20 protein-coding genes, 1 tRNA gene and 1 riboswitch are annotated in these 20,155 nt (G+C 63.3%); of the genes, 6 read left to right on the top strand and 15 right to left on the bottom strand.

Annotated elements, in window-relative coordinates:
- Nucleotides 1-32: 32 nt before the first annotated feature.
- The 5 genes from orn to ACMT3I_RS04195 all read left to right on the top strand — a co-directional run bounded on the left by orn (nucleotide 33) and on the right by ACMT3I_RS04195 (nucleotide 3,759).
- Complete coding sequence (gene orn / locus ACMT3I_RS04215) at nucleotides 33-653, top strand: oligoribonuclease (RefSeq protein ID WP_414803182.1); 621 nt, start codon at nucleotides 33-35, stop codon at nucleotides 651-653.
- Between the two features lie 46 nt (nucleotides 654-699).
- A tRNA-His gene (locus tag ACMT3I_RS04210) sits at nucleotides 700-775 on the top strand.
- Nucleotides 776-830: 55 nt separating this feature from the next.
- The gene (locus ACMT3I_RS04205) at nucleotides 831-1,181 is read left to right on the top strand and encodes a metallopeptidase family protein (RefSeq protein ID WP_414803181.1); all 351 of its coding nucleotides are present in this window, start codon (nucleotides 831-833) and stop codon (nucleotides 1,179-1,181) included.
- A gap of 24 nt (nucleotides 1,182-1,205) precedes the next feature.
- Entirely contained in the window at nucleotides 1,206-2,450 is a 1,245-nt protein-coding gene (locus ACMT3I_RS04200) for a D-alanyl-D-alanine carboxypeptidase family protein (RefSeq protein WP_414803180.1), read from the top strand.
- Between the two features lie 49 nt (nucleotides 2,451-2,499).
- Nucleotides 2,500-3,759: a hypothetical protein gene (locus tag ACMT3I_RS04195; RefSeq protein WP_414803179.1), complete on the top strand. Its 1,260-nt coding sequence runs from the start codon at nucleotides 2,500-2,502 to the stop codon at nucleotides 3,757-3,759.
- A 46-nt stretch (nucleotides 3,760-3,805) separates the two neighbouring features.
- Here the strand turns inward: ACMT3I_RS04195 and ACMT3I_RS04190 are convergent, their stop codons facing one another.
- The 7 genes from ACMT3I_RS04190 to ACMT3I_RS04160 form a co-directional block, all read right to left on the bottom strand.
- Nucleotides 3,806-4,075: a hypothetical protein gene (locus ACMT3I_RS04190; RefSeq protein WP_414803178.1), complete on the bottom strand. Its 270-nt coding sequence runs from the start codon at nucleotides 4,073-4,075 to the stop codon at nucleotides 3,806-3,808.
- 9 nt (nucleotides 4,076-4,084) lie between these two features.
- On the bottom strand, nucleotides 4,085-4,678 hold the full coding sequence (locus ACMT3I_RS04185; protein WP_414803177.1) for an AAA family ATPase: 594 nt from the start codon (nucleotides 4,676-4,678) through the stop codon (nucleotides 4,085-4,087).
- Complete coding sequence (locus ACMT3I_RS04180; RefSeq protein WP_414803176.1) at nucleotides 4,665-5,450, bottom strand: energy-coupling factor transporter transmembrane component T family protein; 786 nt, start codon at nucleotides 5,448-5,450, stop codon at nucleotides 4,665-4,667. The genes ACMT3I_RS04185 and ACMT3I_RS04180 overlap by 14 nt, the downstream gene beginning before the upstream one ends.
- The gene (locus ACMT3I_RS04175) at nucleotides 5,447-6,940 is read right to left on the bottom strand and encodes an ABC transporter ATP-binding protein (RefSeq protein ID WP_414803175.1); all 1,494 of its coding nucleotides are present in this window, start codon (nucleotides 6,938-6,940) and stop codon (nucleotides 5,447-5,449) included. The genes ACMT3I_RS04180 and ACMT3I_RS04175 overlap by 4 nt, the downstream gene beginning before the upstream one ends.
- Nucleotides 6,940-7,569, bottom strand: a complete 630-nt coding sequence (locus ACMT3I_RS04170; RefSeq protein WP_414803174.1) for an ECF transporter S component — start codon at nucleotides 7,567-7,569, stop codon at nucleotides 6,940-6,942. Before ACMT3I_RS04170 ends, ACMT3I_RS04175 begins: the two co-directional genes overlap by 1 nt.
- Before the next feature lie 31 nt (nucleotides 7,570-7,600).
- A riboswitch (TPP riboswitch) is annotated at nucleotides 7,601-7,711 on the bottom strand.
- 278 nt (nucleotides 7,712-7,989) lie between these two features.
- Nucleotides 7,990-8,325, bottom strand: coding sequence for a spore germination protein GerW family protein (locus tag ACMT3I_RS04165; protein WP_414803173.1), 336 nt, complete (start codon nucleotides 8,323-8,325; stop codon nucleotides 7,990-7,992).
- Nucleotides 8,326-8,343: 18 nt separating this feature from the next.
- Nucleotides 8,344-9,591, bottom strand: coding sequence for a DNA polymerase IV (locus ACMT3I_RS04160; protein ID WP_414803172.1), 1,248 nt, complete (start codon nucleotides 9,589-9,591; stop codon nucleotides 8,344-8,346).
- Nucleotides 9,592-9,709: 118 nt separating this feature from the next.
- Here ACMT3I_RS04160 and ACMT3I_RS04155 point away from each other — a divergent pair, with 118 nt between their 5' ends.
- Entirely contained in the window at nucleotides 9,710-10,282 is a 573-nt protein-coding gene (locus ACMT3I_RS04155) for a TIGR03086 family metal-binding protein (RefSeq protein ID WP_414803171.1), read from the top strand.
- Nucleotides 10,283-10,318: 36 nt separating this feature from the next.
- Here ACMT3I_RS04155 and ACMT3I_RS04150 read toward each other — a convergent pair whose 3' ends face one another.
- The 8 genes from ACMT3I_RS04150 to mnmA all read right to left on the bottom strand — a co-directional run bounded on the left by ACMT3I_RS04150 (nucleotide 10,319) and on the right by mnmA (nucleotide 20,152).
- Nucleotides 10,319-11,428 (bottom strand): VIT1/CCC1 transporter family protein, encoded by a 1,110-nt coding sequence (locus tag ACMT3I_RS04150; protein ID WP_414803170.1) that lies wholly within the window; start codon nucleotides 11,426-11,428, stop codon nucleotides 10,319-10,321.
- Nucleotides 11,425-11,766, bottom strand: coding sequence for a hypothetical protein (locus ACMT3I_RS04145; protein ID WP_414803169.1), 342 nt, complete (start codon nucleotides 11,764-11,766; stop codon nucleotides 11,425-11,427). The genes ACMT3I_RS04150 and ACMT3I_RS04145 overlap by 4 nt, the downstream gene beginning before the upstream one ends.
- 3 nt (nucleotides 11,767-11,769) lie before the next feature.
- The gene (gatB, locus tag ACMT3I_RS04140) at nucleotides 11,770-13,275 is read right to left on the bottom strand and encodes an Asp-tRNA(Asn)/Glu-tRNA(Gln) amidotransferase subunit GatB (RefSeq protein WP_414803168.1); all 1,506 of its coding nucleotides are present in this window, start codon (nucleotides 13,273-13,275) and stop codon (nucleotides 11,770-11,772) included.
- On the bottom strand, nucleotides 13,275-14,822 hold the full coding sequence (gene gatA / locus ACMT3I_RS04135) for an Asp-tRNA(Asn)/Glu-tRNA(Gln) amidotransferase subunit GatA (RefSeq protein WP_414803167.1): 1,548 nt from the start codon (nucleotides 14,820-14,822) through the stop codon (nucleotides 13,275-13,277). Before gatA ends, gatB begins: the two co-directional genes overlap by 1 nt.
- 2 nt (nucleotides 14,823-14,824) lie before the next feature.
- Entirely contained in the window at nucleotides 14,825-15,121 is a 297-nt protein-coding gene (gatC, locus tag ACMT3I_RS04130) for an Asp-tRNA(Asn)/Glu-tRNA(Gln) amidotransferase subunit GatC (RefSeq protein ID WP_414803166.1), read from the bottom strand.
- Between the two features lie 36 nt (nucleotides 15,122-15,157).
- Nucleotides 15,158-16,531, bottom strand: a complete 1,374-nt coding sequence (locus tag ACMT3I_RS04125) for an alpha/beta hydrolase (RefSeq protein ID WP_414803165.1) — start codon at nucleotides 16,529-16,531, stop codon at nucleotides 15,158-15,160.
- A 189-nt stretch (nucleotides 16,532-16,720) separates the two neighbouring features.
- Nucleotides 16,721-18,982 (bottom strand): NAD-dependent DNA ligase LigA, encoded by a 2,262-nt coding sequence (ligA, locus tag ACMT3I_RS04120; RefSeq protein WP_414803164.1) that lies wholly within the window; start codon nucleotides 18,980-18,982, stop codon nucleotides 16,721-16,723.
- A gap of 48 nt (nucleotides 18,983-19,030) precedes the next feature.
- Nucleotides 19,031-20,152: a tRNA 2-thiouridine(34) synthase MnmA gene (gene mnmA, locus ACMT3I_RS04115; RefSeq protein WP_414803163.1), complete on the bottom strand. Its 1,122-nt coding sequence runs from the start codon at nucleotides 20,150-20,152 to the stop codon at nucleotides 19,031-19,033.
- Nucleotides 20,153-20,155: the final 3 nt, after the last annotated feature.

The raw sequence follows: 20,155 nt of genomic DNA, 5'->3' as shown, positions 1-20,155 counted from the left end.
GCTAGCCCAATGGCCCCCGTTAGACTCGACGCATGACAAATAGCAGTGACCGGTTGGTATGGATCGACTGTGAGATGACCGGCCTTGACCTGGAATCTGACGAACTCGTTGAAATCGCGGTAGTGATCACGGACTACGACCTCAACATCCTCGATCCAGGCATCAGCATCGTGATCAAGCCTGATGACTCGGCGTTGGAGAACATGGGCGACTTCGTGCGCAACATGCACACGACGTCCGGACTCATCGAAGAGATCCCGAACGGCGTCAGCGTCGCTGAAGCCGAATACGAAGTGATCGAGTACATCCTGAAGTTCGTTCCGGCTGAGCAGAAGGCCCCTCTGGCCGGAAACACCATCGGCACCGACCGTGGATTCATTGCCAGGTATATGCCGCGCCTCGACAACCACCTGCACTACCGCAACGTCGATGTGTCATCGATCAAAGAACTTTCGCGTCGCTGGTACCCCCGTGCGTACTTCAACTCGCCCGCAAAAGACGGCGGACACCGCGCTCTCGCAGATATTTTGGAATCAATTCGCGAGCTTGCTTACTACCGAAAAGCTGTATTTGTCGCGGATCCTGGGCCCACAAGCGACCAGGCGAAGACCATTGCGGCCGAGGTCGTGTCAACGTACGGCCAAAATCTGTAATAGTATTCTTGAGTTGCCTTCGACCGAAAGGAAGAAAGCAAACATGGTGGGTATAGCTCAGTTGGCAGAGCGCCTGGTTGTGGTCCAGGAGGTCGCGGGTTCAATCCCCGTTACTCACCCCAATGAAATCGAAGTCCTCAAGTCCCGAGTTTTCAATTCGTAACGGGAGGCCGATTGATGCTCCAGATCGATTCGGAAGAATTCGAACGTCTCGTCGTCGATGAGCTCGACCTTCTTCCCGACGACATGGTCGACGGACTCGAGAACGTAGTTTTCGTCGTCGAGGATCGACCAGAGAACGGCACGCTCGACACGCTCGGCGTGTACGACGGCGTCGCTCTCACCGAACGCGACCAGTACGGATTTGGCGACATGCCCGATCGAATCGTCCTCTTCCGCGAACCGCTTCTTGATGTATCGGCCGATCTCGACGAGCTTCGCGATCAGATTCATGTCACCCTGGTTCACGAAATCGGGCACTTCTACGGAATCGATGACGACAGGCTGCATGAGCTCGGCTGGGCGTGAGCGGTCCCGCGTTAGCCTGAGGCAATGAGCAACTTTCGTCCAGGTCGATTCCTTGGCATCCTGGGCGGTGCTGTCGTCATTCTCGCCATCGGTCTCTATGGCCCCGCAATGCTGATCGGGCCCCTCCCCGCCGCACAAGCGACTCTGGTCTCCCCTGCATCCGCCGCACCGAATCCGTCGCCTCCGCAGTTGCCCGCCGACGGCGCCAGCGCAATCATTGCGACGGGAGCCAGTACCCCGATTGCATCTGCAGGCCAGGCCGAGGCACTGCCGATGGCATCGGCCACCAAGATCGTCACCGCACTGGTTGTGTTGTCCGCCAAGCCGCTCGCAATCGATGACGCCGGACCGGATGTCACGATCACTGCCGCCGACTACGCCGACTACATCAACTACGGCAGGGACGGCGCCAGGACAGTTGCCGTGTTTGCCGGCGAGACCTGGAGCGAGCGCGAGTTGCTCGAGGCAATGATCCTCGGATCCAGTAACAATCACGCTGACACACTCGCACGCTGGGCCTTCGGCTCGGTCGACGCCTATCTCGCGGCGGCCACCACCTGGCTCGATGAGCACGACCTGGCAGGAATCACGGTGGCGGATGCCAACGGCCTGCATGATGACAGCGCAGGTACCGGTGTCGACCTGGCGAAGCTTGCCGGCCTGGCCGGATCCGATCCGGTGATCACGCAGATCCTCGCCAAACCGGCGTCAGCGCTCACCGGCCTGCGCGGGGTGAACAACACCACGGCGTTCCTGGCTGAAGAGGGCATCACCGGCATTTCACGCAGCTACACCGACGAAGCAGGTATATGTTTCCTGTTCACCGGCGCTGTGGGGTCCGGAGACACCGCGTACAGCTTCGCAGGAGCCTTCATCGGCGAACCGGATTACGACACGCTCACAGCAGATCTGACGGCTCTCATGTCCAGCGCACGCGCCGGCGTCAGCCAGCTTCCGATCCTGTCCGAAGGGGAAGCGTACGTCACCTTCGAGACTCCGTGGGGCCAGAGCTCCTCTGGGGTTGTCGCGACCCCCAAGACCGAGCTGGGCTGGCTCTCCGCTGAGTTCCCGAAGCCCGACATCACGATCGACGAAGTCTCCACCGGCCGTGCCGGTAAAACCGTCGGTCGCGTCGCTATGACATTGGGCGACACACCGGTGTCGTCGCCGTTGGTCCTTGACAGTTCGCTCACCGACCCGGGGCCAGGCTGGAGACTGCTGCATCCCATTCCGGTGATCGGCGCATTCATCGCCTCACGCTCACACTAATCAACGAACCGCCCTGCCCGTCTCGGCTGGGCGTGACTAGCCTGATGCCATGAATACCTTTCGTCTGGGCCGGTTGGTGGGCGTCCTTGGCGTGTCATTCCTGGTCTTTGCCCTCGCTGCCTACGGATCGGCACTCCTGATCGGCCCGCTGCCCGCTGCGACGGCAACATTGGTTTCCCCCGCGATGTCAGCGTCTGTTCCGTCACCGCCTGTCATGCCAAGTAACGGAGCCAGCGCCATCATCGCGCCAGGGAGATTGGCGCCCATCGCATCCGCTGGCAAGCTTGAGCCGCTGCCGATGGCATCGGCTACGAAGGTCGTCACGGCCCTCGTCGTGCTGGACACCCACCCGCTTGCGCCGGGCGACGACGGCCCGGCCGTCACGATCACCGACGCAGACTTCGCGTACTACGCCAACTACGCAGCGGATGGCGCCAGAACCGTCGCCGTGATCGTCGACGATACGTGGAGCGAGCGCGAGCTGCTGCAGGCAATGGTCCTCGGCTCGAGCAACAACCATGCAGACACCCTGGCCGCCTGGGCATTCGGTTCGGTGGATGCCTACCTCATCGCAGCATCGGCCTGGCTCGCCGCGCACGACCTCACGGGCATCACCGTCGTTGACACCAACGGCTTGCATGACGCCAGCGTTGGCACGGCTACTGACCTCGCACGACTGACCGCTCTCGCAGCCTCCGAACCGGTTTTCAGCGAAATGCTGGCTGACCCGGCAGCGGCCCTTGCCGGCATGCCCGGTGTGATCAACACGACGTCGTTCCTCCCCGAGCTCGGAGTAATGGGGGTCTCCCTCAGTTCCACGGATGCCGCAGGAATCTGCCTGCTGTTCACCGCGACGTTGTCCACTCCGCCTGTGGGCGACGACGCCGGCGTGTACAGCTTCACCGGAGCGATCATGGGCGAACCGGATTACGACACGCTCACTGCCGACGTGACGGCCCTGATGGCCAGTGCGCACGGAGGGGTGGGCTCAGTGCCGCTGCTCACAGAGGGCGACGTCTACGTGACGTATGTCACCGCATGGGGTCAGACGGCCTCCGGCGTGGTGGCCACGGCGAGGAGCGAACTGGGCTGGCAGACGGGCCGGACGCCGAGGCCGGACATCACTCTCAGGGAAATCTCCACCGGTCACGCCGGGGCAGACATCGGACGCGCGGTTGTCACCACGGGCACGAACGAGGTCGCCTCTCCCCTCATCCTCGACGGCACACTGAGCGATCCAGGACTGGGCTGGAGACTGATGAATCCGATCCCCACGATCGAAGCGCTCATCGACTCTCGAAGAGACTGACTCTCCAAGGGACTGACTCTCCAAGGCGCTGAGTCAAGCGACCGAGCTACGGGTAGTCGATCTCATGGCCGTCTTCAACAACGTACGGGTCGCTATCGCTTGCATCGAACGCATAGCGAACGTGCAGCTCACCCTCGACGTCCCTGTTGTCAACTTCGTCATACCACAGCAGAGATTCGAGCCCCTCGACGGCCACCACCATGCTGATCCGGGGAGAGTGCTTTCCGTGTATGAACACACGGGAGTCGACGTGCCCTTCAAGCGGACCGTCAATAAACTCGGCGATGTAACGAGGTTCTGAGTCAGGACTAGTCATGGCACCAACCTAGTCTCCGGTGCTCGAAAAGAGGCGGATTGTCGCCCACTCCGCCGGATTCTCCCGTCGGTAGTACTCCTCCCATTCGGCCTGCCACTGGTCCCAAAATGCGTCAAACGCGCCGCCGTCACGCTCGAGGGCGCGCGTCTTTCGGGTCTGGTCGTCAGCATCGAGCCAGATGCGGATGTCGCTGAGCGGGGTGTTCGCGCGGGCGAGCGCCCCGCACCCCTCAACGATCAATGGCTGGCCGGCATCCACCTGATGCCATTCAGCCTGCGTATGGGTTGTCCAGTCCCAGCGCTGCCATGCGGCAGGTTCGCCTGCCAGACGTGGGGCAAGTAGCGATTCCGTCACCTGCCTTGCGCCGGCATCAAGACCGTTCCAGCCAGGATAGATGTCGTCGAGACGCACAAGCTGGGGCGCTCTGGCACCCGGCCAGCTCGCGACCAAGTCATCGGCGAGGGTGCTCTTGCCCGCTCCGCTCGGCCCGTCGATGAGCACCACTGCAGTCGCGGGTGCGGCTGCGATCGCACGTGTGAGCGCGTCGAGCGCCGACGACGGAGTAAGCCACAGCCGTCGCTCACCGTTGTCAGCCGAGGACAAAGTTCCAACTCCCCGTTGCCACTGACGCCACGACCGCAAGGATGGCGATCAGCAGACCAGTGCCGACCAAGGCCCATTCCCTTGTACCGAACGTCGACTCGCGCGCCCACGTGCGCTTATTGTCTGCACCGAAGCCGCGGGCTTCCATTGCAGTGGCCAGCTTGCTCCCCCGCCGGATCGACAGCACGAGAAGCGCGAATGCCTGGCTCCCGAGCCTGGCCAGTGCGCGCCCATCCCCGAGCCCACGTGCTCTCCTGGCCAGCTCAAGCGCGCGCCAGTCGTCGAGGAAGAGGCCGACCAGGCGCAGGCCCGCCAACCCGCCAAGGACGAATCGCGCCGGAAGCCGGACCACTTGCGCGAGCCCATCGGCGAGGTCGGTCGGGTCGACGGTGATGAAGAGCACCACAGCGGGGAGTCCGATGGCCAGGATGCGCAAGAACGTGGCGATCGCAAGCTCGATCGAACCGTCAGTCACGTGCACGAAGCCGAACGACCAGTACACGTCCCCCGACGCGCGCCCGTAGAGCAGCGTGGTGAGCGCGGCCGCCGGCGCCGCGATCCAGATAGGAATTGTGCGGAACATCAGTGACTTGAATGACACACCGGCGAAGAAGAACAGCACGAATTCACACGCCAGGGCGACGGCGGCGGATACCCAGTCGATGGTGAGCACAAGCACTGCGGCCAGCAAAAGTGATGCGGCGAGCTTGGCCACAGGGTTGATCCGGGCGATCGCCGTGTCTGCTCGCTCTGGCGTGAGAACATCGGTCATTGCACGACTCCCGCGGAATCGAGGGTGAACACCCGGTCGGCAAGTGCAGCGACAAGTTCAGCGTCGTGGGAGACCGCCACGATTCCGGTGCCCTCATCGGCGAGTTCGGCCAACAGGCCGACGATCTCCTGCCAGGTACGGAAGTCCTGGCCGAACGTCGGTTCATCCAGGATGAGGAGCCGCGGCTTGCTCGCGAGGACCGTCGCAACCGACAGACGACGTTTCTCGCCGCCAGACAGCGTGAACGGGTTCGCCTCGGCGAGATGCGACAGGCGGAGCCGCTCCAGAAGTTCGCTGACTCGGGTGGCGATGGTTTTCACATCGATCTTGAGCGCCCGCGGCCCGACAGCGAGTTCAGCGTGCACGGTGTGAGCCACGAACTGATGCTCCGGGTCTTGGAAGACGGTGCCAATCCGGGGCAAGAGCGCCCGAGATATCCACGAGATCGGTTCGGTACCAGCCCCGTCAGAAAAGCGTGGCGCCGCAACGACGCGTCCTGCCGCCGGCTTCAGCAGGCCGGCCAACGTCAGCGCGAGAGTTGACTTGCCCGCACCGTTCTCTCCGGTGATCAACTGCACTTCGCCCGCGGTCACGGCAAGGTCAATGCCAGCCTGCACGATCGTGCCCTTCGTGCGTGCGATCGCCAACGACTCGGCCTGAAGCAAGGTACCGAATGCTGCCCGCGCGGCGAGGGGTTGCCGCGGAATGCTGTGATGCGCGATTCCAGGAACCCAGACACCGCTGGCGGCCAGGCGCGGTCCCTGGGAACGCAGCACGTCGTCCGGGGTGCCATCAGCCAGGATCCCCACGTCTGGATCGAGCACGATCACCCGATCGACAAGATCTTGCCAGATGGCGACCCGGTGTTCGATCACGATCAAGGTGGAGTTCGTCTGCGCGGTCACCCGTGCGACGGCATCCCGCACCTCTCGCACTCCGACAGGGTCGAGATTGGCCGTCGGCTCGTCAAGCAGCAGCAAGCCGGGTTGCATCGCCAGGACTCCGGCGAGGGCGAGGCGTTGCTTCTGGCCGCCGGAGAGACGTGAGGTCGGATGTGAAAGCGGCAGGTCGAGACCGACCATCTCCAGCGCAGTGGCGACCCGTCGCCAGATCTCATCACGCGGCACACCCATGTTTTCGCAGCCGAAGGCCACGTCGTCACCGACACGAGCCAGGATCACCTGGGAATCCGGATCCTGCAGCACCAGTCCGGCACGACCGCGAGTTGCACGGGGGTCGGCGCCGTCGATTCTGAGTTCGCCGCGCTCCTCGCCCTCTTCGTCGCTGCCGAGCACGCCGGCAAGGGCGTGCATGAGCGTCGATTTCCCTGCCCCTGACGTGCCGAGCAACAAAACTTTCTCACCCGGCTCGATGCGGAGGTCGATGCCGGAGAGCGCCCATTTTCGCCGACCCGCATGGCGCCAGCCCCAGCCGCGGGCGACGACTGACGCGCCCGCGGCTGAGGTACTGCGTGATGATGACCCGGTCATCAAACCAGCTTCCCGGCCTCCCGCCCGGAGGCGAAGCGGCTGAGGGCACCCGTCCTGGCAAGTCCGCGGGCGGCAAGCCACGACAGCAAGCCGGCGATGACAGCGCCCGAGACGATCGCTGAGATCGTGTAAATGCTCGCGAAGGCTGCGGCAGAACCCGGATACCAGAGCAGCAGATCGTTGATCGCCAGCGCGAGACCGGCTCCCGCACCGGCGAGCAGCGCAACGTAGAGGCGATAGTTGGCGTAGAGGAACAGGGCAAAGACAAGCTCTGCACCCAGTCCCTGCACGACCCCTGAAACCAGGGTGAGCGATGCCCACTCGTTGCCCATGAGCGTCGAGACCACAGCCGCAAGGAGCTCGGTGTAAATTGCGGCTCCTGGTTTGCGGATGATGAGGCCGCCGAGCACGCCGGCGAAGAGCCATCCGCCACCCAGAAGAGCCTGCAGGCCGGGAAGTACCGGCTGGAGCAGCCCACTGAGCGGGTTGGCTGCCTGGTTCCAGACGACGAAGATCAGTCCGCTTGCGACACCGATCACGCTGGCTACGACGATGTCAACGACACGCCATCGATAGCTTCTGGCCGGAGTTTTCGTTCTGGATTCGGTCTGAGTTGTTGTTGAATGCACTGATCGTGCCCTTTCCGTAGATTAATACAGGGCACGGGTTAGAGAAGCCTTCCTGCGCTGGCATGATCCAGATCAGGTTCGACGGTCGAAGCTTGAGAAGCTTCCTCTCAGCCCGGCTCACCGGACTCCCGTGTTCAGTTCGATTATAGCCGCAGCCTAGAATCGCACTATGGAATCAATTCGGGCAGGCGTCATCGCTGCGCGCCGAAGGCAGTGCCTGGCATGATCGGTATTCTGCTGGTTCTCGCAGGGCTGATGGTGTTTCTGCTCCGCACCTGGATGCTCCGGCGTCGGCGCATCCACAAGGGGTTACCGGTGAGCGGACCATGGCACTGGCCGCGATTCCTGCGGCCGAAGCCGGGATGGCGCCGTCGCGCGTGGAGACGCCTCAGTAAGAGCTGACGCGGTACAAGCTGATTGCTAGCGCTTGATCACGCGGATCAAGCGGATCAACACACGCCCTGCCACCCAGACGAAGGGGATGCCGACAGTCAGCAGCGCGATGATGTTCGGGTCGAACCTGACCGAAGTGCCGTGCTTCACGTATGCGCCGATGGGAATCGACACGCCGCCTCCGCCGCCGCCACCGAATCCATCGGCTCCGGAATCAGCGTCCTGGCCACCCGCGCCGAAGCCGTACTGCACGAGTGCGACCGGAACCACGGTGACGCCTTCGATCTGCACGGGATCTCCATAGGCGGATGAGACGCCGATCGAGCGGGCATTCTCAGCAAGCTTGAGTGCAAGATTCGTCATGACGCAAGGCTACTCCGACTACGTCGACGGTGGAGTGGGTGTTTTTCGGGGATTGCCGGTTTTCAGTAATGACGCAGGCCGAATCATTCCGCGACCGAAACGCTCTGCCACCGAATCGACGGCCAGTTCTGCCTCGCGCCAATCGTCGTCTGGATCCCACAGGCTGAGCCCCTGGCTGCCTTCGACGTCGAGCTGCTCAACGCGCACACCGATCAGCCGCACCCTGATGCCAGACTTCGCCAGCGCTTCGAAACTGACGAGCGCTTCTTCGTAGATGCGTCTGCCGACATTGGTCGGTTCGGCGAGCGTCCGTGACCGGGTGACGGTGCTGAAGTCGGTGTAGCGCAACTTCAGAACAACAGTGCGGCCGATAAGGCCGGCACGGCGCAGGCGAGCAGCCACCTCGTCTGACTGCCGCAGGATCTCGCTCTGCAATCTGGCCGTATCGGTGACGTCGTGTTCGAACGTGATTTCGTGGCCGACGCTCTTCTCTTCGCGTTCAACTGTCACCGAACGCGAGTCCCTCCCCCACGCCAGGTCATGGAGCTTCTGGCCTGAGGCCTCACCGACAGACGACTTCAACACGGCAAGCGGGGTGGTGGCGACGTCTCCGACCGTGCGGAGCCCGAGCCGGGTAAGTGACTGTTCGGTGGCCGCGCCGACTCCCCAGAGCGCTGCGACAGGCAACGGATGCAGGAAGGCGATGGTGTCATCGTGAGGAACCACGAGCAGGCCATTCGGTTTGGCCATGCTCGATGCAAGTTTTGCGACAAATTTCGTCGATGCGGCGCCCACCGAGCAGGTCAGCCCGGTTTCGGCTTCTACCCTCTGCCGGATGAGGGCACCGATCTCGGCCGGCGAGCCGTGCAGCTTCCTGGCCCCTGCAACGCTGAGGAATGCCTCGTCGATACTGAGCGGTTCAACGAGCGGCGTGATGTCTCCGAAGATCTTCATTACTCGTGCGGAGTAGTCCTTGTACTGCTGCATGTGAGGCTCGAGCACGATCGCATCAGGGCAGCGACGCAGTGCGAGCGACATCGGCATGGCCGAATTGACGCCGTAGCGTCTGGCGACGTAGTTTGCTGCAGTGACAACCGAGCGTCCACCTTTGTGACCGACGATCACGGGCTTATCGCGGTACTGCGGATACGCGAGTAACTCGACCGACGCGAAGAATGCATCCATGTCGATGTGCAGGACAGTTGCAGAGCTGTCATCAACGGCTGAATCAGAGACCTGCCTGTCTCTGCCGTCCTGTTTGCTCATAGTCCGACACTAATGCGCGAATCTGACTGCACAGTGCACGGTCATCTCGGAATAGAGCGGCTGATGGATCGCTTGCATTTCTCATACCCGCATGTGCACCGACGATCGGAGATCTTCCATGTCAGCTACCACCACAGACTTCGACTGGCTTGAACTACAGAAGCAGGCACACAACGAATTCAGCGCGCGTGTCGCCGCGATCACCGACTGGGATGCGCCGACTCCGGACACCGAGTGGAGTGTGCGCGATCTGGTGCGTCACGTCGTCTCAGAGCAGCAGTGGATTCCGCCGCTCTTGGCCGGTTTGTCGCTTCAGGATGCCAGGCGCGAGCTGCGACCGCTCGGCCCCGACCTTGCCGCCGAATGGCGCACATACTCGGCACTGGCGACCGACGCCTGGCAGAGCACGCCGCTCGACTCCGAGGTTCATCTCTCGTATGGCACGGTCAGCGTGGCCGACTACCTGAGCGAGCAGGTGTCCGATGTCGCCATCCACTCCTGGGATCTGGCTCGCGCGACAGCGACCAACGAGACGCTCGACGGCAGTCTCGTCGAAGCCGTCTGGAGCGTTTTCGCTCCCCAGAAAGAGACGCTTGAAGCCAGCGGGCTGTTCGCCTCCCCTGTACCGATGGAAGACGACGCGCCACTGCAGTCACGCCTGCTCGCTCTCACGGGCAGGGACGACCGCTAGCTCGTCGCCTTCTCTGCACCGGCCAGGCCTCACGGCCTAACCGAGCGACGTGCCGAACAGCAGTCCGAGCACGTAGGTGACTCCAGCCGCGCCATAGCCGATGAGCAGCTGACGGATGGCGCGCTTCAACGGCGGAGCACCGGAGAGTACTCCGACGATTGCGCCGGTGCCGAGCAAGGCAATACCGACGAGAACAGCGGCGAGAACGATGGCGGCGATGCCCTCCATGCCGAAGAGGTAGGGCAGCACGGGCAAGAGTGCGCCAGACGCGAAGAAGCAGAAACTCGACAAGGCAGCGCTCCAGCCCGTGCCGATTGCCTCGTGTTCGTCTTCGATCGGTTCACTGGCAGCGGCCAGGTCAGCGGTCCGAAGCGGGCCGGTTTGCAGCTCCAGTGTGCTCAAGACCTCGCGTGCATGAGCCTCAGCCTCGACGGGGCTCATACCTCTGGCGCGATATACCAACGTGAGTTCGTTCGCTTCGAGGTCGAGGTGGGGCAGGATGTCGCGGGTGGCGGGATTGGGGCTCGATGCCTCGAGCAGCTCCCGCTGAGATCGCACGGATACGTACTCCCCCGCGCCCATAGACAGCGCCCCGGCGAGCAAGCCTGCAATACCGGTGAACAGGATAGTCGCGGGCGGCACTCCCGTCGCCCCGATGCCGAGCACCAGGGCGAGATTGCTCACCAGCCCGTCATTGATACCGAAGACAGCAGCCCTGAATGTGCCTGACAGCCGCTTGCGGCCGCGGGCGGCGAGGCCGCGCACGACCTCCTCGTGGATGCGTTCGTCTGCGGCCATGGCATCTGTCGCGTCGACATCCGCTGTGTACGGCGAGCGGGATTCGGCCGACTGCGCAAGCGCAAGAACGAACACGGAGCCGAATCGCCTGGCCAGAAAACCGAGCAGCCTGGTGCGGAAGGCGCCGTGGCGCTTCTGGCCAACGTGGATGCCGAGTAGTTCGCGCCAGTGTGCCTCGTGCCTACCCTCAGCCTCGGCCAGGGCCAGCAGGATCTCGCGCTCTTCACCGGTGCGACGACCCGCGAGATCCCGATAGACCGCAGCTTCTGCCTGCTCATCGGCCAGGTACCGACGCCAGCGACGGATCTCTGATTTGGTCGGGGTCGACGCCGTGGGCACGGTGTTCACAGGGCCAGTGCCTCCGGAGCATGGGCGAGTGAGCTCTCACGCACTCTGGCCGTATCGAACGGTCCTGATCCGTCAAGCGCAAAGAACGGCGTCTCGAACCTGACCTCCCAGATCGGGTCACGGGTTGTCGCCGGGGCAAACAGACCGGCTCCGTGGCCTTCTCCGGAGGAAACGATCACTGCAATGGGGTCCTCGATCATCGAGTCGGGGTAGGCGTGGCGATCAAGTCGTACGATCACCTGGGCGCCCACCCCGAACACCGATCGAGGGTCGCCGACAGCTCGCTCCACCGTTTCGGTGGTCGGTTCTGCCTGCGACTTTCCCCGTTTCCAGATCATGTCTTACTCAGCCACCGCAGCGCGCTCGAGTACCAGCTCGCGCACGCGAGCCGCATCCGCCTGGCCCTTCATAGCTTTCATGACAGCACCGATGACTGCGCCGGCGGCCTGTACCTTGCCATCCTTGATCTTGGCGAGAACGTCGGGCTGGCCCGCAAGAGCCTCGTCGATCGCAGCGATCAACGCGCCGTCGTCTGAGACGACGGCGAGTCCGCGGGATGCCACGACCTCGGTCGGTGTTCCTTCGCCGGCGATGACACCCTCGAGGACCTGCCTGGCCAGGCGATCGGTCAGCGTGCCGTCTTCGACGAGTTCGATCAGCGCGGCGACCTGCGCCGGCTGCACGAGCGAGTCAGGCGCGACGCCCGCAGCGTTGGCCAGACGAGCGATCTCGCCCGTCCACCACTTGCGTGCAGACTGAGCCGGCGCGCCGGCGGCAACCGTTGCCTCGACGGCGTCGAGGAGATCGGAGTTCACGACATCCTGGAACTCCAGGGCGGCGAAGCCCCAGTCGGCCTGAAGACGCTTGCGACGCTCGGCAGGGGGCTCAGGCAGGGTCAAGCGCAGTTCCTCGACCCATTCGCGCGACGGCGCGACGGGAAGCAGGTCTGGCTCAGGGAAGTAGCGGTAGTCGTCAGCATCCGACTTCGGGCGACCTGGCGAGGTGCGTCCAGTGTCTTCGTGCCAGTGACGGGTCTCCTGGGTGATGGTTCCACCGGCGGAGAGCACTGCAGCCTGGCGCTGGATCTCGTAGCGCACCGCACGCTCGACCGAACGCAGGGAGTTAACGTTCTTGGTCTCTGTACGCGTGCCAAGCACGTTCGAGCCGCGCGGGCGCAGAGAGACGTTGGCGTCGCAACGCACGTTTCCCTCTTCCATGCGGGCGTTCGAGATACCGAGCGCCTTGACGATCTCGCGCACTGCTGCGACGTAGGTCTTGGCGATCTCGGGAGAATCGGCTTCGCCGCCCTCGATCATGCGGGTGACGATCTCGACGAGTGGAACGCCACCGCGGTTGTAGTCGACGAGCGAGTAGTCGGCTCCCTGGATGCGACCTGTCGCGCCACCCTTGTGGGTGAGCTTGCCGGCATCCTCTTCCATGTGAGCGCGCTCAATGTCGACGGTGATCAGGCGGCCATCGGCGAGCTCGATGGTGAGCTCTCCGTCGAACGCGATCGGCTCGTCGTACTGCGAGGTCTGGAAGTTCTTCGCGGTGTCAGGGTAGAAGTAGTTCTTACGCGCGAAGCGTGAGCTTTCCGCGATCTCGCAGCCGAGGGCAAGGCCCAAGCGAATGCTCGACTCGATGGCCTTCTTGTTCACCTGGGGCAGACCGCCAGGCAGGCCAAGGCAGGTCGGGCAGGTGTTCGTGTTCGCACCCTGACCGAATTCGTTGGCACAGCCGCAGAACATCTTGGTCTTGGTGTTGAGCTCGACGTGTACTTCAAAACCGAGTACCGGCTCGTAGAGCTCGATGGCCTTGTCGAAGTCCATCAATTCAGCCTTCGCCATTAGAGGGCTCCTTCTTCGCTGGCAAACATTTCGGTGGACGTCAATGACGGTGCCTGGCTGAGCATGGTGTGTCCCCAGCTGGCCTCGAGCAGGGCTTCGACTGCAGCGCCGAAGGTGTAGAGGCGGGCATCCTTACGCACAGGCGCCATGACCTGCAGGCCGGTGGGCAGGCCGTCTTCAGGGGCAAGGCCCATCGGAAGGCTCATACCGGGCAGACCGGCCAGGTTGGCCGGAATCGTCGTGATGTCGTTCAGGTACATCGCCATCGGGTCTTCGAGCTTTTCGCCGAACTTGAATGCCGTGGTCGGCGCGCTCGGGGAAACCAGCACATCGACCTTGTCGAATGCAGCATCGAAGTCGCGCTGGATAAGCGTGCGAACCTTCTGGGCACTGCCGTAGTACGCGTCGTAGTAACCCGCCGACAGGGCGTATGTACCGAGGATGATACGGCGCTTGACCTCTGGGCCGAAGCCGGCCTCGCGAGTGGCGGCCATGACGTGCTCGCTCGTGAGCGAACCTTCTTCGGGGTTGACCCTCATACCGAAGCGCACAGAGTCGAAGCGGGCCAGGTTGCTGGATGCCTCTGCCGGGAGGATCAGGTAGTAGGCAGCAACCGCGTACTCGACGTTGGGGGCACTGACCTCGACGATCTCTGCACCGGCCGAAGCCAGCAGAGCAAGGGTTTCGGTGAAGCGCTGCATGACGCCGGCCTGGAAGCCAGCACCGGAGAGTTCCTTGATGACACCGACGCGCACGCCCTTCAGCGCGCCGTCCTTCAGGCCGGCGAGGGCGGCATCCGTCATCGAGGGCCAGGCGTCGGTCAGCGAGGTGGAGTCGAGCGGGTCGTGGCCACCGATGACATCGTGCAGCATCGCGGAGTCGAGAACGGTACGAGAGACTGGGCCGACCTGATCGAGAGATGACGCCAGGGCGATCGCGCCATAACGCGACACTCCACCGTATGTGGGCTTGACGCCGACGGAACCGGTGACCGCTGCAGGCTGCCTGATCGATCCGCCGGTGTCGCTACCCAGAGCGAGCGGGGCTTCGAACGCGGCAACAGCTGCGGCAGAACCACCACCTGAACCGCCGGGGATACGGTCGAGGCTCCACGGGTTTCTGGTCGGGCCGTATGCGGAGTGCTCGGTCGACGAACCCATGGCGAACTCGTCCATGTTGGTCTTACCGAGTGGGATGAGGTCGGCAGCACGCAGACGGGCGACGACGGTGGCGTCGTACGGCGGAATCCAGCCCTCGAGGATCTTCGATCCAGAGGTGGTCGGCATGTCGTGCGTGGCGAGAACGTCCTTGATGGCGATCGGCACACCGGCAAGCGGGCCGAGCTTCTCGCCGGCCGCACGACGAGCGTCGACGCGGGCCGCTGTGGCGAGTGCTGCCTCGCCCGAGACGTGCAGGAAGGCGTGGATGTCGGTGTCGACAGCCTTGATGTGGTCGAGGTGCACCTGAGTCGCCTCGACGGAGCTGACCTCACCTGAGGAGAGGAGCCCGGCCAGGTGCGCGGCGGAGTGCTTGATCAGTTCGGTCATTGTTAGTCCTCGTCCAGAATTGCGGGAACACGGAATTTGTCGCCATCGCGCTCAGGAGCGCCAGAAAGGGCCTGCTCAACCGTGAGCGAGGGGACGACGACGTCATCCCTGAATACGTTGGTGAGTGGCACAGGGTGGCTGGTTGCCGGGATGTCCGGCGTTGCGACAGCGCTGACCTTGGCGACGGAGTCGACGATCTGGCCGAGTTCTGCGGTGAGGCCCAGAATTTCCTCTGGACTGAGGTCGATTCGGGCGAGGTTGGCCAGGTGGGCTACCTGCTCAGCCGTGATTTCAGACATGAAGCTCCATACGGTTAGAGGTGGATACCTCCAATTCTATTCGGAGCCGGTCGTCACCAGTTCCGCGTTGTCGGTTCCGATCAGAGCCATGTTGCGCAGTGACTCGCTCCCTGGGGTGAAATAGTCGTTGTGGCCGAACGAACCGGCGAGTTGATCACCCGTCAAGCGGTCGGTAGCGCCTGACACGCCCAGCGCCTTCGCGCCGAAGGACGAATCACCCGGATCTGCGCCGAAGAAGGCGCTGTCAACCGCTGGATCCCAGTCGGCTTCACCGACGTACACGTTTTGCTTGGGCACATCGAGGCTGTCCACCGACTGCACGGGGCTGCCTGGCGAGCCGACAAGAACAAGCGCGTCAGCGCGCACTGTGCCACGGGCCAGAGTCGCGAGGGCAACGGTTGAACCGTATGAGTGCGCGAACACCGACAGCCGAGGCCGATCCAGGCCGCGCGAGGACTGCAGACCGAGCCAGTCGTTCTCCAACAACTCAGCTCCACGTGTGGCGTTGTCCAGCCCACCGACGGTGAAGAGTGTCGGTGTTTCGTATCCGATCCAGGCGACCGTCGCCACAGTCTGTGCGTCTGCATCAGCGTCTGCGGAGCCATCGGTCTCGGCCAGCACGGCCCGCTGCTCATCGAAGAGATCTTCCGCGGTGTTCGACCAGTTGACGATCTGTTCAACGACGTTGTAGTTCATGCCGGGAATCAAGTAGCTCACGAACGTTGCCGTGTCAGGGTTGCCGATCGCAATCGCTGCCCTGCCTCCGTCAGTGAGATCGAGGAGCACGAGGGTGCGCGCTGAGCCGTTTTCACGGGTACGTACCGCCTGCTGCACCTGGGTCAGGACAGCGAGCTCAGTGGTCGCCCTGGCCCGCTCATCTGACGGCAGTGACGTGGCCAGCCTGCTCTTGACGTCGGCAAGGCTCGACGTCAGATAGCGCATATTCGCCTCGCCGCGCGCTTTGAGCGGGACGCCATCGAGATTTCCGACGAGGCGTGGACTTGCACTCACAAGTGATGCTCGGGAGGTCGCTGTGAACGAGTTCCACAGTGCAGACACCCTGGCGGCTGCAGGCGGATTCGCCAGTAGCGTGTCGACCTGCTCGGGGTATTTGGCGACGAATGCTGAGATCTCGGCCGTCGGGAGTTTGGATAGCCCCGCAACAAGAGTGAGGCCGGAGACACTGCGGAGGGAGTTGAGATCCACGGCGACAGACGCACCCAAATCAGCTGACACGTTCAGCCACAGTGCAGTCTGAACCCCGTCTCCTGGCCTGTCTGAGACCCGGGTGGAGATATCGGTTGCAACGATGCCGACCGCCTGCGCGCGCGCGCCAATGTCCTCACGCACTCCCATGAGAGCGAGCGAGGCGGTGAGAACTGTTGCAACGTCCAACAGCAAGCCGGGCACGTCCCCTCACGTACGAAAGGCCATAACGACCTCTCGCCAAACACCTGTCTGGTGAGTTCAGCTTACCGACGGAGCGGGACCAAAAAGGCGCCCCGTCCACCCCCGTTACAGGGGGTTTTCACCCGGAATTACTCCGTTGTGATGTTCCGGCGACGGCGTCGAAATGCACCCGAAACAAATATCGAATTTCTATTCGATGTCGGGAAGTCCGGCAGGACCCTCAGAAAGCAGCACGCGGAATCCGTTGGCATCGAGCACCCGGATCCCGAGCGACTCTGCCTTGGCCAGTTTGGAACCTGCACCGGGCCCGGCAGCCACAAAATCGGTGTTCTTCGACACACTCGATGCAGATTTACCGCCCGCAGCGATAATCGCTTCTTGCGCTCCCTCTCTGGTGAACCCCTCCAGGGATCCGGTTGCAACTACCGTGAGCCCGGCGAGCACACCGCCGGCCGCCGCAGCAGCTCCCGGGCCGGGATGCCCCGGCGTTGCGAACTGCACTCCGGCCGCTGTCCACTGGGCGACGATGTCCTGGTGCCAGTCGACGTCGAACCAGGCGAGCACCGCATCAGCGATGATGCCACCGACGCCGTCGACCTCGGCGAGTTCGTCGCGCGAGGCAGCACGAATCGCATCCAGTGAACCGAAATGGCCGGCCAGGGCGCGCGCGGCGACGGGCCCGACGTGACGGATGCTGAGTGCGACGAGGATTCGCCACAACGGGCTTGTCTTTGCCTTCGCGAGGTTGGCAATCAATTTGGTGGCATTGGTCGATGGGACGTTGAACTCATCACCGGTGAACTGCGCGGCTGTCGGATCGAATACGCCGTCTTCCTTCGGTTTTCTGACGCGCTTGAACGGAGTATCAGTGCGCTCGGTTCCGTCGTCATTCATCTTGACCATGCCGGTCTCTGAGTCACGGACGAGAACCTTGATTGGGAAAATGTCTTCGACGCGCAGGTCGAAGAGCCCGGCCTCGGTATGCAGCGGCGGTTCGGCAGGCTCGAGGGGCTGCGTGAGTGCGGCTGCAGCGACCTCGCCGAGAGCCTCAACGTCAAGTGCTCCGCGGGAGCCAGCGTGCTCGACTCGTCCGCGTACCTGGGCAGGGCAGTCCTTCGCGTTCGGGCAACGCAGGTCTTTGTCGCCCTCTTTCATCGGTCGCAATGGCGTGCCGCATTCCGGGCAGCGCTCTGGCATGACGAACTCGCGTTCGGTGCCGTCGCGCAGTTCGACAACCGGGCCGAGGATCTCTGGGATGACGTCGCCGGCCTTGCGGAGCACAACTGTATCGCCGATCAGAACGCCCTTGGCCTTGACGACATCCTGGTTGTGCAGCGTCGCCTGCCGCACGACGCTGCCGGCAACCCTGGCGGGCTCCATCACTGCATACGGCGTCGCCCGACCTGTGCGGCCGACGCCAACGAGGATGTCGAGCAGCTTGGTGTTCACTTCTTCTGGCGGGTACTTGTACGCGATCGCCCAGCGCGGTGCTCGACTCGTGGCGCCGAGCTCGTCGTGCAGGGCGAGTTCGTCGATCTTGATAACGATGCCGTCGATCTCGTGATCAACGCTGCTGCGGTGTTCCCCGTAATACGCGATGAACTCTGCGGCTTCTGTCGCCGTGCCTGTGACTTTGTAGTACTTGCTCGTCGGTAGTCCCCACGTGGCCAGGAGTTCGTAGACCTCTGACTGGGCTGCAACGGGTGGATTCGCCCAGGCGCCGATGCCGTGCACGAGCATCCGCAGCCGACCCAGCCTGGCGCGCATGAGGCGCAGCTGGTCGGCGTTCTTGCCTTCGGCCTTCTGCCGGAGTGACCCGCTGGCCGCGTTGCGCGGGTTGGCGAAGATACGCTCGCCTGCGGCCTCTTGCTCTGCATTGAGTTCTCGGAAGGCGACGACAGGGAAGAAGACCTCACCCCGTACCTCGACAAGTGGCGGATGCCCGCTGCCCGCCAATGTGCGCGGGATGCCGGGCACGAGATCGATGTTTTCGGTGACGTCTTCGCCGACGACACCGTCGCCGCGGGTGGCTGCAGACACGAGCACGCCGAATTCGTAGCGCAGGTTGATGGCGAGGCCATCGATCTTCAGTTCACAGAGGTAGTGGACGGGCCTGTTCGACTCTTTTTCAACCTTCTGCGCCCAGGCCAGAAACTCGTCGATGCTGAAGACGTTGTCGAGGCTGAGCATCCGCTCGGCGTGGGTGACAGGGTCGAACAGGCTCTGTGCGCGCCCGCCGACAGTCTGGGTGGGGCTGTCCTGGCTCTGCAGCACCGGAAATAGTCGCTCGAGCTCTTCGAGTCGCTGGATGAGGCGGTCGTACTCGGCGTCGGATGCGATTGCCGCATCTTTCTCGTAGTAGGCCTCACGCAGTTCAAGAATGCGAGCGGTGAGCTCCTGGGCTTCATCGCTGGCTGAATCGAGGTCGTCTGGAATGTCTGTCGCTACCACTCCCCCAGTTTAGGGAGAAGTACCGACAGGGGAAGGCGCCCTGGGGCCTTATGCAGGCACAGGAACCGCAGAAACCGTGCGGTCGATGGTGCACTGGCCGAGCACACGCGTGCCGACATACACGACGGCGGTCTGGCCGGGAGCGACGCCGTTCAGCGGGTCGGTCGGGATGATCTTCAGCTCGAGCACACCGTCGACGCCCGGCACGACCTGCGCCACAGCGGGAACGGGGTCTGCATGCGCGCGGATCTGCACCTCGCACTCGAAGGCGACATCCGGGTGTGATGGTGCGACCCCGGCCCAGGTGAACTTCTGGCCGGCGATCTCAGCGATGTCGAGTGCCTCGCGGGGTCCGACGACGACCTCGTTGGTCTTCGGGCGTACCTCGAGCACGAAGCGGGGCTTGCCGTCGTCTGTCGGGTAGCCGATGTTGATGCCCTTGCGCTGTCCGACGGTGAAGGCGTGAGCACCCTCGTGCTTGCCGATGATCTCGCCTGAGCGGTCGAGCACTGCGCCCTGTTCTGCGCCGACGCGGTCGGCGAGCCAGCCGCGGGTGTCGCCGTCAGGGATGAAGCAGATGTCGTGGGAATCGGGCTTGTTGGCAACGGAGAAGCCGCGGGCTGCTGCCTCTGCGCGAACCTCCGCCTTGGATGGCGTCGCACCGAGCGGGAACATCGAGTGGTTGATCTGCTCTGCGGTGAGCACACCGAGCACGTATGACTGGTCTTTCGCCCAGGCAGCTGCGCGGTGAAGTTCTTTGTTGCCGTCGGCATCCGTTTCGATGCTCGCGTAGTGACCTGTCACGACTGCATCGAAGCCGAGGGCGATTGCCTTCTCGAGAAGCGCCGCGAATTTGATGCGTTCGTTGCAGCGCATGCAGGGGTTCGGCGTGCGTCCGGCTGAGTATTCAGCGATGAAGTCGTCGACGACGTCGAGCTTGAAGCGCTCGGAGAAGTCCCAGACGTAATACGGGATACCGATGATGTTGGCTGCACGTTGGGCATCCATTGAATCTTCGATGGTGCAGCAGCCGCGGCTGCCTGTACGGAGCGTTCCCGGCATCCGACTGAGTGCCAGGTGCACCCCGACGACCTCGTGTCCTGCCTCTACCGCGCGTGCTGCTGCGACGGCGGAATCCACCCCACCGCTCATTGCTGCCAAAACCTTCATTGC

This window comes from Leifsonia sp. A12D58, assembly GCF_047530025.1.
Taxonomy (GTDB): Bacteria; Actinomycetota; Actinomycetes; order Actinomycetales; family Microbacteriaceae; genus Cryobacterium.
Note: the sequence above shows the minus strand (reverse complement) of the source record. Positions and strands in the feature narration are given on the sequence as shown.

What these genes read in the sequence shown, in the direction of transcription:
- orn (WP_414803182.1), top strand. Translation starts at nt 33, where the DNA reads ATGACAAATAGCAGTGACCGGTTGGTATGGATCGACTGTGAGATGACC.
- ACMT3I_RS04205 (WP_414803181.1), top strand. Translation starts at nt 831, where the DNA reads ATGCTCCAGATCGATTCGGAAGAATTCGAACGTCTCGTCGTCGATGAG.
- ACMT3I_RS04200 (WP_414803180.1), top strand. Translation starts at nt 1,206, where the DNA reads ATGAGCAACTTTCGTCCAGGTCGATTCCTTGGCATCCTGGGCGGTGCT.
- ACMT3I_RS04195 (WP_414803179.1), top strand. Translation starts at nt 2,500, where the DNA reads ATGAATACCTTTCGTCTGGGCCGGTTGGTGGGCGTCCTTGGCGTGTCA.
- ACMT3I_RS04190 (WP_414803178.1), bottom strand. Translation starts at nt 4,075, where the DNA reads ATGACTAGTCCTGACTCAGAACCTCGTTACATCGCCGAGTTTATTGAC.
- ACMT3I_RS04180 (WP_414803176.1), bottom strand. Translation starts at nt 5,450, where the DNA reads ATGACCGATGTTCTCACGCCAGAGCGAGCAGACACGGCGATCGCCCGG.
- ACMT3I_RS04175 (WP_414803175.1), bottom strand. Translation starts at nt 6,940, where the DNA reads ATGACCGGGTCATCATCACGCAGTACCTCAGCCGCGGGCGCGTCAGTC.
- ACMT3I_RS04165 (WP_414803173.1), bottom strand. Translation starts at nt 8,325, where the DNA reads ATGACGAATCTTGCACTCAAGCTTGCTGAGAATGCCCGCTCGATCGGC.
- ACMT3I_RS04160 (WP_414803172.1), bottom strand. Translation starts at nt 9,591, where the DNA reads ATGAGCAAACAGGACGGCAGAGACAGGCAGGTCTCTGATTCAGCCGTT.
- ACMT3I_RS04155 (WP_414803171.1), top strand. Translation starts at nt 9,710, where the DNA reads ATGTCAGCTACCACCACAGACTTCGACTGGCTTGAACTACAGAAGCAG.
- ACMT3I_RS04145 (WP_414803169.1), bottom strand. Translation starts at nt 11,766, where the DNA reads ATGATCTGGAAACGGGGAAAGTCGCAGGCAGAACCGACCACCGAAACG.
- gatB (WP_414803168.1), bottom strand. Translation starts at nt 13,275, where the DNA reads ATGGCGAAGGCTGAATTGATGGACTTCGACAAGGCCATCGAGCTCTAC.
- gatA (WP_414803167.1), bottom strand. Translation starts at nt 14,822, where the DNA reads ATGACCGAACTGATCAAGCACTCCGCCGCGCACCTGGCCGGGCTCCTC.
- gatC (WP_414803166.1), bottom strand. Translation starts at nt 15,121, where the DNA reads ATGTCTGAAATCACGGCTGAGCAGGTAGCCCACCTGGCCAACCTCGCC.
- mnmA (WP_414803163.1), bottom strand. Translation starts at nt 20,152, where the DNA reads ATGAAGGTTTTGGCAGCAATGAGCGGTGGGGTGGATTCCGCCGTCGCA.